The 12,642-nt window shown below is 58.2% G+C and carries 10 protein-coding genes; 2 read left to right on the forward strand and 8 right to left on the reverse strand.

All coding sequences use genetic code 11. The annotated features are described in order from the left end of the window. The coding region (locus tag BIS10_RS06700; protein WP_253503669.1) for an FAD-binding protein at positions 1 to 234 on the forward strand (234 nt) is incomplete at its 5' end. 246 nt (positions 235 to 480) lie between these two features. Next, positions 481 to 1,440: a nitronate monooxygenase family protein gene (locus tag BIS10_RS06705; protein WP_253503672.1), complete on the forward strand. Its 960-nt coding sequence runs from the start codon at positions 481 to 483 to the stop codon at positions 1,438 to 1,440. On the opposite strand, the gene BIS10_RS06710 is transcribed toward BIS10_RS06705, so the two are convergent. From BIS10_RS06710 to BIS10_RS06745, 8 genes are all read right to left on the reverse strand, one after another. Continuing rightward, positions 1,422 to 2,201 (reverse strand): enoyl-CoA hydratase/isomerase family protein, encoded by a 780-nt coding sequence (locus BIS10_RS06710; RefSeq protein WP_253503675.1) that lies wholly within the window; start codon positions 2,199 to 2,201, stop codon positions 1,422 to 1,424. The genes BIS10_RS06705 and BIS10_RS06710 overlap by 19 nt on opposite strands. Positions 2,202 to 2,211: 10 nt before the next feature. Continuing rightward, positions 2,212 to 3,330, reverse strand: a complete 1,119-nt coding sequence (locus BIS10_RS06715; protein WP_253503679.1) for an acyl-CoA dehydrogenase family protein — start codon at positions 3,328 to 3,330, stop codon at positions 2,212 to 2,214. A gap of 10 nt (positions 3,331 to 3,340) precedes the next feature. Beyond that, the gene (locus BIS10_RS06720; RefSeq protein ID WP_253503682.1) at positions 3,341 to 4,534 is read right to left on the reverse strand and encodes an acyl-CoA dehydrogenase family protein; all 1,194 of its coding nucleotides are present in this window, start codon (positions 4,532 to 4,534) and stop codon (positions 3,341 to 3,343) included. Beyond that, positions 4,531 to 5,979: an enoyl-CoA hydratase/isomerase family protein gene (locus BIS10_RS06725; protein WP_253503685.1), complete on the reverse strand. Its 1,449-nt coding sequence runs from the start codon at positions 5,977 to 5,979 to the stop codon at positions 4,531 to 4,533. The genes BIS10_RS06720 and BIS10_RS06725 overlap by 4 nt, the downstream gene beginning before the upstream one ends. Positions 5,980 to 6,164: 185 nt before the next feature. Further along, a complete protein-coding gene (locus BIS10_RS06730; protein WP_253503688.1) occupies positions 6,165 to 7,310 on the reverse strand; it encodes a TAXI family TRAP transporter solute-binding subunit in 1,146 nt (381 codons plus the stop codon). 20 nt (positions 7,311 to 7,330) lie between these two features. Beyond that, positions 7,331 to 9,337: a TRAP transporter fused permease subunit gene (locus BIS10_RS06735; RefSeq protein ID WP_253503691.1), complete on the reverse strand. Its 2,007-nt coding sequence runs from the start codon at positions 9,335 to 9,337 to the stop codon at positions 7,331 to 7,333. 49 nt (positions 9,338 to 9,386) lie between these two features. Then, complete coding sequence (locus BIS10_RS06740) at positions 9,387 to 10,547, reverse strand: TAXI family TRAP transporter solute-binding subunit (protein ID WP_253503694.1); 1,161 nt, start codon at positions 10,545 to 10,547, stop codon at positions 9,387 to 9,389. 235 nt (positions 10,548 to 10,782) lie between these two features. Beyond that, complete coding sequence (locus BIS10_RS06745; RefSeq protein WP_253503697.1) at positions 10,783 to 12,486, reverse strand: SulP family inorganic anion transporter; 1,704 nt, start codon at positions 12,484 to 12,486, stop codon at positions 10,783 to 10,785. Positions 12,487 to 12,642 lie beyond the last annotated feature (156 nt).

Below are 12,642 nucleotides of genomic sequence, written 5' to 3' on the forward strand. Positions count from 1 at the left end.
GCTGGCTTCGTACCCAACGACATGCAGGTGGGCCAAACCGGTAAGATCGTCGCGCCCGAGCTGTACATTGCGGTGGGTATTTCAGGTGCGATTCAGCACCTGGCGGGCATGAAAGACTCCAAGGTGATCGTCGCGATCAACAAAGACGACGAAGCGCCGATCTTCCAGGTCGCCGACTATGGCCTAGTGGGAGATTTGTTCGAGATCCTGCCGGAGCTGGAAAGCAAGCTGTAAGTTTAGGAGGCTGTCCGGAATAGCCCTAGGCGGGGGCGCTGTAAACCCGTCCATGGGCGCTACTTTCGCTTCTGACCGCCATGGATGGCGGGAATGCTGGTAACGTCAGGAACGTGTTACCTGCCATGGCGAAAGACCCTCGCTACGGGCTGTTCCGGCCATGCCAACTATTTTGGCCATGCTTTAAAACCCCTTTTTTGGGGTTTTTACTCTGATGGGCTTACAAACAATGATAATGAGCCACGTATGCTAACCCAACTGACTGCCTCCATGACGCTGCCGGTTATCGGCTCTCCCATGTTTATCGTTTCTGGCCCCGAGCTGGTCATTGCCCAGTGTCAGACGGGGATTATTGGCGCGTTTCCGGCGCTAAACGCCAGGCCTGCGGAAGTGCTTCGGGAGTGGCTGCAGCAGATTACCGATACCCTAGACGACTATAGCGCTCAGAATCCGCAGCAGCCCGCCGCGCCGTTTGCGGTGAATCAGATCGTGCACCCCACTAATGACCGCCTGGAGCATGATGTGGCGCTATGCGCTGAGTTCAAGGTGCCACTGATCATCACGAGCCTGCATGCGCCCAATCGGGTGGTCGAGCAAGTGCACGCTTATGGCGGCCTGGTGTTTCATGACGTGACCACGTTGAGGCACGCTAAAAAAGCCATCGATGCCGGGGTGGATGGGTTGATTTTGGTCTGCCATGGCGCAGGCGGCCATGCGGGGCGGCTTAACCCCTTCGCCTTTGTGGCGGAGGTCAGGCAGTTTTACGATGGCCCGCTGGTGCTGGCAGGGGCGATAACTAAAGGCGAGCAGATCGCTGCCGCTCAGGCGCTGGGCGTGGACATGGTGTATATGGGCACGCGCTTTATTGCCACCCAGGAAGCCAATGCTCAGCCCGCTTACAAGCAGATGGTACTGGAAGCCGCTGCGGGGGATATCGTCTATACCAACCTGTTTACTGGCGTGCACGGAAACTACCTGCGCCAAAGCATCGAGCTGGCCGGGCTTGACCCAGAGGCACTGCCAGAGGGCGACAAAAGCGCCATGCGCTATGGATCAGGCGGCAGCAGCAAGGCAAAAGCGTGGCGAGATATTTGGGGTGCCGGGCAGGGAGTGGGGGGCATTACCACACTGAACAGCGTGGCCGATGAAGTAGCCACGCTGCGTGCGGATTATCAGCAAGCACTGGATCAGTTACGACGGCGCTGACGAAAAGCAGCCACGCGAGCATGAAAATCCTCGGTGGCCTTACACTCATCTTGCAGTGCGCCTTCAAGCGTTAGCGTGTCGTCAAGCGACAGGTTTGCCGCCTGCCGCATGGCCCGTTTTGTTGCTCCCAGCGCTTGAGGGGATTGAGCCACCAGGGCCTGTGCCAGCGCTCGTGCTTCCGCTAACACCTGATCATCTTCCACTGCTCGGTTGGTCAGGCCCAGCGCCACGCAGCGCTCGGCATCCATTGGGGTAGCCAGTGCCGCCATCTCAAAGGCCTGGGCGTGGCCAAGCTTGCGTACCAAATGCCAGCAAGCGCCGCCGTCGGGAATCAAGCCAATATTGATAAAGGCCAGTTTTAGGTAAGCCGAGCGGCCCATCACCACCATATCGCTGGCCAGCACGTAGGACACACCAATCCCCGCGGCAGCGCCGCTCACGGCGGCGATTACGGGCTTTTCCATCGTCATCATGCTGCGCAGCGCAGGCAAAAAAAGCGTTGCCAGCCGCTCGCTGGCAGGCTGGGTGGAGGCCTTTTCGAATTCCGCTAAATCAGCACCGGCACAAAAAGCGCTACCTTCACCGCGGAGAATCACGCAACGCACCTGCGGGTCGGTCGCCACGGTCGCTAATGCGTCATTGAGCGCCAGGGCCGTGGGCTCGTTGAGGGCATTGCGCACCGCAGGGCGCGCAATAGTCACTTCGGCGATACCGCCCTCGGTAGTCACAAGGCGTACTGACGGATTTTCTTCACTGGGCATGAGCTGCTCCTTAGGCGGCGTCGAGCTGTTCGCTCACCGTCTCAAGGTGATAGTCGCTGTCGCCCAGGTAGTGGTCAAACATCACTAGATGTTTGGCGTAGTGGGCCACGTAGCACTCTTCGGTCATACCCATGCCGCCATGAAGCTGAATGGCTTGTTCCGCAATAAAGCGCGCAGACTCGCCGCAGTAAGCCTTGGCCGCGGCGATTTTATAGTCCCGCTCGTCAGCAGGCAGCGAGAGGCTGGTGGCGGCGAGAATCGCCATAGAGCGCGACTGTTCTAAGTGAAGGTGCATATCCACCATGCGGTGCTGCAGTGACTGGAACGTGGCCAGCGGCAGGCCAAACTGCTTGCGCTCTTTTAAATAGGCGAGGGTTTGGTCGCAGGCAGTTTCCATCGCACCAATGGCCTCGGCACACAGCGCGGCGCGGCCCAGGGCCAGCACCTCTGCCAGTGCGTCACCTGCGTCTTCGCTTAGGCAGTTCTCTAGCGGCAGAGTCACGCTGTTCAACGTTAGGCCACCGGCGGGCTGGTCATCCATCGTGCGATAGGTCTGTAAGGTGACGCCTTGCGTATTGGCAGGGACGATAAACACGCCTAGCTTGCCGGTAGGCAGTTGGGCGGTCACCAGCGTGGCGGCGGCACTGCCGAGGTTCATCACTACATCTTTGCGGCCGTTAAGCTGCCACTGGCCATCGTGTTGGCTCGCTTGGGTCGAAATATCGAACGCGTCATAGCGGGCGGTGTGTTCTTGCCAAGCCAAGGCGAGCTGGTGTTCACCTTCCAACAGCGGGGCCAGCCAGCGCTCCTGCTGTGCTGAGTTAGCGCATAGCGCAAGCAGTTGCCCGGGCATGACTAACCCAAACAGGTACGCTTCTGGCACTAAGCCGCGCCCCAACGCCTGCATGATAATCATTACATCGGTGCCGTCGCCGCCAAGCCCGCCTACGTCTTCGCTAAACGGCATATGCAGCAGGCCTAATTCTGCGAACGTGCGCCATAGCGGGCTGGCCCCTTGGGCTGGCGCTTCCAGCATAGCGCGGCGCTGTTCGGGCGTTACCTGGTCGGCCACTAAGCGTGTCAGTGTCTCTTCGAGCATGCGCTGCTCGTCGGTGAGTGCAAAATCCATGGTGACCCCCTTACATACCTAAAATGGTTTTAGCGACGATGCTTTTTTGAATCTCGTTGGCACCGCCATAAATCGACAGCTTGCGACGATTAAAATACTGGGCGCTGGCGGCAGCGCCTTGGGCGTATTCGTCATCTAGCGACGCATCACCATGGAGAAACCCGGGGAAGAATGGCAGGGCAGCAGGCCCAAGCGCACGGCGGGTAAGCTCACTGATCTCTTGGCGCAGCTCAGAGCCGCGTACTTTTAGCAGCGAGCTCTCTGCACCCGGCACGCCGCCATCCCGCGCTGCGGCAATCACGCGCAGGTTGGTCACTTCCAGCGCCATCAGCTCAAGCTCGGCTTTGACCACACGCTGGCGAAAGCTGGGGAGCGATAAAAGCGGCTTGCCGCGATGCTGCATACGGGAGGCGAGGGACTTCAAGTGGCGCAGTGCCTGCTTGGCGTGGCCAAGCCCGGCAATGCCGGTGCGCTCGTGGGTAAGCAAGAATTTGGCGCAGGTCCAGCCTTGGCCCTCTTCACCCACGCGGTTTTCTACTGGCACGCGCACATTATCGAGAAACACTTCGTTGACTTCATGAGCACCGTCGAGGGTGATAATCGGCCGTACGGTAATGCCGGGGGTCTGCATATCGATCAGCAAAAAGCTGATACCCGCCTGCTTTTTAGCGTGGGGGTCGGTGCGCACCAAACAGAACATCATGTTGGCGTGCTGGCCTAGGGTGGTCCAGGTTTTCTGCCCGTTGACGATGTAGTGGTCGCCATCGAGCACGGCGCGGGTGGATAAGCCCGCCAAATCCGAGCCAGCGCCCGGCTCAGAATAACCTTGGCACCACCAGTCCTGGTTATTAAGAATCCGCGGCAAGTAGTGCTGTTGCTGCTCCACGCTGCCAAATTTCATGATCACTGGCGCGACCATGTTGACGCCAAAGGGCACCACCGTAGGGGCGTGGGCGGCGGCGCACTCTTCATCGAAGATATGCCGTTGCACCGGGCCCCAGCCTGGACCGCCGTGCTCAACAGGCCAGTTGGCGGCAAGCCACCCTTGATCGCTGAGAATATTCTGCCAGCGGATGTGGTCATCGGCGCGCAGATGCCGCCCAAGGCGCACGCGCTCACGGATGTCGCTCGGCAGTGCATCGGCTAAAAATCGGCGGACTTCCTCGCGGAATGCCTGCTCTTCGGGGCTAAACGTCAGGTTCATGAGTGTGCATCCTCGGAAGGCGTCTTTTTGTGAGTCGATAAATGGGATGGCAGAGAGGCTTGGCGGTGCGGCCCGCCTAAATGGCGTGGGTAGCCCAACGCTTCCACCGCCAACAGATCAATATCGCTCTCGCGATGGCAGGTGCCTTGCTGTGCTAGCGTCAGGCTCGCCTGCTCCATGGCTGACTGGGCGTCGTGGTCGGGCGCTTGCTTTGCGGCGTTATAAAGCGTGCTCAATACGCTAGGCGACTTGCTCACCACCACGTTGGCCCGCAGCGCTTTGAGTGTTAAAGCCACCCGCTGCTGGTCGGTCGCGCTGGCACTATGGTTGACCAATTCATGGAACGGGCCGCGCTCGGCAAGTACTAGGCTTAGGAGTGTGGCTGAGGCACTGTCGGTGAGTGGCTGCAGCGCTACGGTGACCGCTTGAGAAGGGCAGGCGCTTGCGTCTGCGCCAGGGGCGAGCAGGCACAGCTCAGTGCTATCGTTTGGGGTATCGGTAAGCGTTATGTTGGCGCGCTGGGCGGCGGTGTGAAGCGTCTCAAACAGCGGGTGCTCACCGATGAGGGCGATCTGCGCAAAGGGCTCAGCATTGTCTACGCCAGGGACGACATGGGGATTTCTAGCGGCAAAAAACAGGTGAATCAACCCTGCGCGCTGCGGGGAGTCCATACAGGCAAGAAATAGCTCACGCTCGCGACGCAAACCCTCTTCCAGAGATGCGGCTTTGGTGCAGGCGTCAATGGCGTCCACAATGCGAAACGGAGAGAACAGTGCCGGTACGCTGGATTCAAGCTGCTCTCGCATGGCGGCAATGGCCTGGGGGTTGGCCTCTGGAGCGGGTAACTGACCGGTGATGCGCGCCTGCTGTTGTCCCGCTAATACCTCTTTTGCCGCTGCCAAACCCGCTTCCAGCGGTGTTTGGGCATCGCTGATAGCATCGATAATGCCGATATCCTGCGCTTCAGCGGCGTCTACAAAGCGACCGCTGGTAATGATTGCTAGGGATCTTTCCACACCTACCAAACGGGGCAGCCGCTGAGTGCCGCCTGCGCCTGGCAGTAAGCCAAGCTTCACTTCTGGTAAACCTACGCGTGTGCCTGCCAGCGCAATTCGATAGTGGCAGCCCAGTGCGACCTCCAAGCCGCCGCCTAGCGCGGTGCCGTGTAGCGATGCGATGAGCGGTTTGGGGCAGGCTTCTAGCTGTGTAATGACATCCGGTAGCAGCGGTGCCTGGGGCGGCTTACCAAATTCACGTATATCGGCCCCGGCGATAAAGGTGCGCCCCTCGGCCATCACCACCAGTGCTTTGGCCTGCTGGTCGGCCAACCCCTCTTCAAGGGCGCTGAGTAAGCCGCTACGCACCGCTTGGCCCAACGCGTTGACGGGCGGGTTAGCGATACTAATGACGCCGACCTCGCCATGTCGCTGGTAGTGAACACTCATAGTGGCTCCCGTATTTTGCTATATGAAATTTAAAGTTGTTATTCGGAATGAGGTGATCATGGCGAAAGACGCCGTTGGAGTCAATAATGCAAAACAATGTTCTGCATTGCGGAATATGGTTGGCTAAACAAAAGGCCGCGCAGAGGCGGCCTTAGGTAATGATTTCCGTCGTGATTGAAGCAACATCAAAAAACGGGGTTTAACCCAGCTTCTTGTAAGGCAGCCCGCCGAGCTTCCATCCAGCCGTCGATAAACGCCGCTTCGTCTTCGGGCGCATCGACTTGATAGGCTTCCCAGGTGTCCATTAGCAGCTGTTGCCGCTCCACCAAAGCGTTCTGGTGGGCGTCCATTTCATCGGTCCATACACCGCTTTCTTGGTAGTACGCCACCACGGCATCGTGGAAAGGCACCACCCAGGTCATGTTTTGATTCTCAAGGGCATAGCCGCTAGCCCCTGGGGCGTTATCTTTATAGTCGTCGAAGGACTCCACTAGCGTGGTGATCAAGCCGGTGACGGTTTCTGGCGCTAAATCGGCGTTGCTCACCATGATCGGATAGGGGTAGCTGGCGCTGGCAAGCGGCTGGTCAGCGTTAATACCTGCGCCTGAAGTGACGTCGTGGGGTTGGAAGTAGGGGGCCACCTCCAGCATCTGTGCCCAACCTGCGGCGTCTTCAGTGGGTAGCTCCGGCCACTGCAATCCACGCGGGCTCGCCGCTAAGCGTTGGGCGGCAGGGGTAACCGTCGTGGTAATAGCGGCATCGGCGCGGCCGCTGATAATGCCGTCGAAGGCGGCGTTGTAGCCGGGGAAGTCAACGCGCTCGACGTCATCCCAGGTCAAACCCGCGAAAGCTAGGTAGGCTTCAGCGGCTTTGTTCAGCGCGTCGTCGCCGCGCAGGTAGGCTAGACGTTTACCTTCCAGATCGGCGATGGAATCCATCTCTACGTCGCCTGCCACGGCCATACCTAACCCAAAGCTGGCCATGGAGGTAGAAATCACCCGAATGGGCTGCGGGCCCCAGTCCGGCCCGGCGAACATCATCACGCCTTCAGAGCCGTAGTAGCTGGCAATGCCGCAGGCGCAGAGATCCACGCGGCCAGTTTTCAGCGGTGTCATGCGCATGGTGTCGTTTTCACCAGGAATAACGCGGGACTGAGTGCCGTGCTCCTCCTGTAGCAGCTGGCTGATGGCCATAATCTGCGCATGGCCACTGGTGCCGGTGCCATACGCGGTCCAGTTCAGCGTGCTAGGCATGGCGCTGGCGCTGCCAGCCGCCAGCAGGCCTGCCGTTAAACTACCGAGTACGAGGGTGAGATTTGTTTTTGTGCTCATAAGAATCCTCGAGGGTGGCATTAAGCGTTGGCAGTGAGCGAACGCTGGTGATGGCGCTGGCTAAGGCGGGCAAGCACCACGGCGGGTAGCAGCGCCACGGCGGCTAAACCAATCAACTCCCACTGGCTTAGCGGTACCATGCCGCCGCCCGGTAGGGCGAGCAGTAGCCCCGCGATCAGTACCAGCGCACGAATCACGATTTCCTGCAGCGCGCCGTAACCCAAACGACCCACGCCCATCAGGTAGCCTTGCATCGCGGAGGCAAACAGGATGATGCCGATGACCGCTTGGATAAACACGGCAATGATCATCCATGGTTCGCCCTGCATGATCAGCGCGGGATTCAGTACGAACAGGAAGGGGATAAAGTAAATCACGCTGCCTAGACGCATGGCCTGCAGGCCGGTTTCCATAGGACGGGCACCGGCCACGGTGGCGGCGGCAAAAGCACCCAGTGCCACGGGCGGCGTGATAAAGCTGAGCATGCCCCAGTAGAGGATGAACATGTGCACCGCCATGGGGTCCAGACCGCCGCCTTGAATCAGCGCAGGGGCGAGCGCCACCGCCAGGAAGATATAGGCCGCGGTAACGGTCATGCCAATGCCCAACACAAAGCTGGTGACCGCGCCCATAATTAGCAGCAATGGCACGCTGCCGCCGGCGATATTGATAAAGTCGTTGGCAATGGTGCCCGATAGGCCGGTCATGGAGAGCGCGCCAACTAGCATACCCACGCCCGCCAGAATGGCGATAAGTTCGGCAAATAGCTTGGCCGCCGACGAGAGCGTCTCGGTGACATCCTTCCAACCCCAGCGATTCTGCTTAGAGAGCTGGTTGAGCACTAACAGCAGGGCGGTCGCATAGAATGGGGCAACCGCTTCGCGTTGCATGATCAGCAGCATCCACACCAGCAGGCCGAAGACGAAGATAAAGTACCAGCCCTCTTTCAGCGTTTGCTTAATCGACGGCAGCTCTATGGCGGGCAGGCCTTTGATGTCATTGCGCGCGGCATAGGCATCAATTTGAATGAACAGACCAAGGAAATAGAGAATCGAGGGGATGACCGCTGCCAGCGCCACCGCTGAGTAGGGAATATCCAGGAACATGGCCATCACGAAGGCGGTGGCGCCCATCACTGGGGGCATCAATACGCCACCGGTTGAGGCGCAGGCTTCCACACCGCCCGCAAACGAGCGGCTCATGCCAATGCGGCGCATGGCCGGAATTGAGAGCACCCCGGTGGTCAGCACGTTACTGATCACGCTGCCGCTCATGGAGCCCATTAGACCGCTGGAGAAAATCGACACTTTAGCCGGGCCGCCGCGTACATGGCCTAAAAGCGCAAAGGCTAAATTGATGAAGAATTTGCCGCCGCCGCTTTTTTGCAGCACCACGCCAAACACCAGAAAGCCAATCACCAGGCCTGCAAACGCCTGTAGCGGAACCCCCATGATGCTTTCGGTGCTCATGGTGTGGTACATCGCCGTTTCAGGCAGGCTAGAGGGGAATGCCTGGATCGGGCCAGGAACAATATCGGCTACCAAGGGGTAAAGCGAGAACACCCCGGCAATGATGGCTATCGGCAAACCGCCGGCTCGGCGGGCGGCTTCGATAATTAATACCCAGTAGGCATAGCTGAAATAAATAGCGATATCCGGAGCTGCAAACGCCCAGCCGCGCTCCAGAATGGGAACAGCGTTATACACAAAGTAGCCGCCCACAATTAGCGTGACAGCGCTAAGCAGGTAGTCATACCAGGGAATCGATTGCTCCTGCTGGCTGCTTCGCATGGGCCATAGCAGAAACACGAGCGGCAGAAGCAGTGCCACCACTGCGTAGTAAAACTGAGTTTCCAGCCCGGTCACGAAGGTGAGCCAGCCCCAGTTAAACAGGTAATCCAGCGTCATCATCATCAGTAATACGGTGACGGTGGCAGGCACCCAACGAAGCGCCAGTGGCAGCTCGCGGATTTGGCTGATCTTTTCTTTAACCTGCGGCGTGCTGGCAGGTGCGGTATCGGTGGTCATAGGGCGTTCCATCAATCAGCAGGGGCGGCGAGCGCCGCCCCGTGGCGAGTTACTCGAAGATCGGCTCGAACCCAGCATCGGTGAGAGCCGTGGCGCGGGCGGCCATCCACTCAGTGGTAAACGTATCAGCATCGCTGGGTGCGTCTTGCATAAACTGCTCCCAGGCCTGCATTAATACATTTTGACGCTCAACGAGTTGATCTTGGTGGGCCTGCATCTCATCGGTCCATACGTCGATCTCTTTGTAGTACTCCACTACTGCGTCATGGAAGGGCACCACCCACTGTAAATCCTGGTACTCCAGTGCGTAGCCCATCGCACCCGGCGCGTTATCTTTATAGTCGTCGTAGTTTTCCTGCATCGCTTTGATTAAACCGTAAGCGACATTGTCATCCAGGTCCTGGTTGGCGACCACAATGGGGTAGGGGTAGCTGGCGCTGGGTAGCGGGTTTTCGGCGCTAATACCGCCTGCACCGGCGGTGACTTCATGGGGGCGGAAGTAGGGTGCCACCGCCGCCATGCGTTCCCAGCCAGCTTCATCATTAGGATCAAGCACTGGCCAGCTAACGCCCCGAGGGCTGCTCGCAAGCTGCTGAGCGGGCGGTGTAACGGTGGTAGTGAACGAGGCGTCCACATCGCCAGCAATAATACCGTCGAAAGAGCGGGCGTAGCCTGGGTAGTCAACGCGCTCAACGTCATCCCAGGTTAAGCCGCCAAAGGCAAGGTACGCCTCGGTGCCTTTGTTCAAGGCATCGTCACCGCGGATATAGGCAATGCGTTTGCCTGCTAAATCGGCAGGGGTTTCAACGTCCAAATCACCCGCCACGGCCAGTGAAAGACCAAAAGATGCGGTAGAGGTGGTAATGACGCGCAGCGGCTGCGGGCCCCAGTCGCGGTCGGCAAACATCATGACCCCTTCAGCGCCGTAGTAGCTGGCGATACCGCAAGCGCACAGGTCAACGCGACCCTGTTTAAGGGGCGTCATACGGGAAACATCGTTATCACCAGGCAGAATGCGCACAGAAGAGTCGTACTTATTCTGCAGCATATTGCCAATCGCAACGGCTTGGGCGTAACCGCTAGAGTTGGTGCCGTAGGCCGTCCAGGCCATAGTGCCAGGGAGTTCTACCTCGCTGGCATGGCTGACTGATGCACTCAATAAAGAAAGGGGAAGTGCGGCGATGAGTAGGCGGTGAGCAAACGGACGCATTGAGATGCTCCTTTATTGTGGTTGCTTCTATTGTGATTGTTACTTTTAAGTTCGTTACGTTTAGTTACTTTGTGTTTTGCTATGCGGTATTTGGTTTTGCTAAGTGGTCGAGTGATAGTAGGTAAGGCCAGAGAGGCTGTCAACGCTGTTCTAGTGGGCAGTCAAAAATAGTCCTTAGGCTCACAAAAAAAGCCAGGCGGTTGCCTGGCTTTTCAGTGGTTTATGCGTTCCTAAGCTAAGAGAATTGCCGCCATGCAGCGTAGGTGCTTAAAAATACCCGCCCGGTTAACGCATCCAGGAAGTCACTTTTTTTCAACTGGTCCATCACCGGGCCTTTCACCTCTGACAGGTGCAGTTTGACGTCGGAATCCTTCAAGCGAGCATTGATGGCATCCAGACTCTCCAAGGCAGAGGCATCAATCAGATTGACCGCTGAACAGATCAGCACGACATGCTCAAGCTCTGGGCGGCTGGCCACCAAGTTGTAGACGGTGTCTTCGAGATAACGGGCATTGGCGAAGTAGAGGCTCTCATCGATGCGCAGTAGGGCTGCGTTGCTCACCGTCTCCACATCATGCCGCTCTACATTACGAAAGTGCTCGGTATCCGGCACTCGGCCCACTAGCGCACTGTGAGGGCGGCTGGTGCGGTATAAAAAGAGCGCAATAGAGAGCGTCACCCCGCCAATAATGCCCGCTTCAATGCCTTCCACCAGCGTTAATAGAATCGTGACCGCCATGGCGGCAAAATCGCTGCGGGAGTAGCGCCAGGTTTGGCGCAGCATGGGGATATCCACCAGGGTCAAAATAGACACCGTGATGGTGGCGGCAAGCGTCGCGATGGGCAGATAGTAGAGCCAGCCGGTAAAGGCCATGGTCACGAGTGCAATGCCGAGCGCGGCAAAGGCCCCAGCAGCAGGCGTTTGTGCGCCCGCATCGTAGTTGATGACGGTGCGGGATAAGCCGCCGGTGACAGGCATGCCGCTGGTAAATCCTGCCGCTAAGTTGGCGGCTCCTAAGCCAATCAGCTCCTGGTTGGGAGAGATACGCTGGCGCCGTTTTGCCGCCAGCATCTGCCCCATAGAGACCGACTCGACAAACCCCACTAGGCTAATCAGCATGGCGGGTATTAATAGTGCTCGCCATAGCGACGCATCTCCCCAGGGAAAGCTGAGGGCGGGCAGGCCGCTGGGAATAGTGCCGACCACGGCTACCCCATGCTCGTACGCCAACTGCCAGTGCCACGCCGCCAACGTGGTGACCACCACAGCAAAAACGGGTCCGGCTTTGGTCATTAAATCAGCGAGTGCTGAGGGGAGGCCTACCTTTATCAAACTTTGTTTGCCATAGCGGCGCATTAACACCAGAAACAGCAGCGTTCCACCGCCAATGGCAACTGTATAAGGGTTAAACGTAGGCAGGTTAGGCAGTAGCGTCATCAGACGCTCTACCAGGGTGAAGCCACTGCTTGAAACGCCCAATAGGCTGCCTAACTGGCTAACGGCAATCAAAATTCCCGAGGCGGTCAAGAAACCTGAAATCACCGGGTGGCTTAAAAAGTTGCTGAAAAAGCCCATCTTTAGCGCGCCCATGGCCACCAAAATGGCACCTGAAAGCAGCGAGAGCACCAGCGCAGCCTGCAGGTACTCGGGGGTACCAGGCGCGGCCACCGAGGATAGCGCGGCCCCGGTCATCAGCGCGATGATGGCGACTGGCCCTACCGCCAGAGTGCGGCTGGTGCCAAGAAAGGTATACAGCAGTTGCGGCAGAATACTCGCATAGAGGCCTACCACGGCTGGCAATCCCGCAAGCAGGGCATAAGCTAGCGATTGAGGTATGACCATAACGGTCACAATTAAGCCCGCCAGAAGGTCGGCTCCAAGCAAACGCTTATGGTAGTGGGGCAGCCAGGTAAAAATAGGCAAATAGCGCTTAAACATAAGCTCCTATGGCTTAGGCCGAGTGTGCATAAGGGCAGCATTGAAAATAAGGGCAATAGTTTAGCGCGTTATAACGATAATTACGGCATTTGCCGTTTCCTTGCCAGCAATACACATCGCTCTTCCCCCAAAGTGCTACTTCTTTCATTAGCATAA

This window comes from Halomonas sp. 707B3, from assembly GCF_024158645.1.
Taxonomy (GTDB): domain Bacteria; phylum Pseudomonadota; class Gammaproteobacteria; order Pseudomonadales; family Halomonadaceae; genus Vreelandella; species Vreelandella lionensis.

Excerpts from the sequence above, each read along its gene's own strand:
- BIS10_RS06710 (WP_253503675.1), bottom strand. The coding sequence starts at position 2,201 with ATGCCCAGTGAAGAAAATCCGTCAGTACGCCTTGTGACTACCGAGGGC.
- BIS10_RS06735 (WP_253503691.1), bottom strand. The coding sequence starts at position 9,337 with ATGACCACCGATACCGCACCTGCCAGCACGCCGCAGGTTAAAGAAAAG.
- BIS10_RS06730 (WP_253503688.1), bottom strand. The coding sequence starts at position 7,310 with ATGAGCACAAAAACAAATCTCACCCTCGTACTCGGTAGTTTAACGGCA.
- BIS10_RS06715 (WP_253503679.1), bottom strand. The coding sequence starts at position 3,330 with ATGGATTTTGCACTCACCGACGAGCAGCGCATGCTCGAAGAGACACTG.
- BIS10_RS06740 (WP_253503694.1), bottom strand. The coding sequence starts at position 10,547 with ATGCGTCCGTTTGCTCACCGCCTACTCATCGCCGCACTTCCCCTTTCT.
- BIS10_RS06745 (WP_253503697.1), bottom strand. The coding sequence starts at position 12,486 with ATGTTTAAGCGCTATTTGCCTATTTTTACCTGGCTGCCCCACTACCAT.
- BIS10_RS06705 (WP_253503672.1), top strand. The coding sequence starts at position 481 with ATGCTAACCCAACTGACTGCCTCCATGACGCTGCCGGTTATCGGCTCT.
- BIS10_RS06725 (WP_253503685.1), bottom strand. The coding sequence starts at position 5,979 with ATGAGTGTTCACTACCAGCGACATGGCGAGGTCGGCGTCATTAGTATC.
- BIS10_RS06720 (WP_253503682.1), bottom strand. The coding sequence starts at position 4,534 with ATGAACCTGACGTTTAGCCCCGAAGAGCAGGCATTCCGCGAGGAAGTC.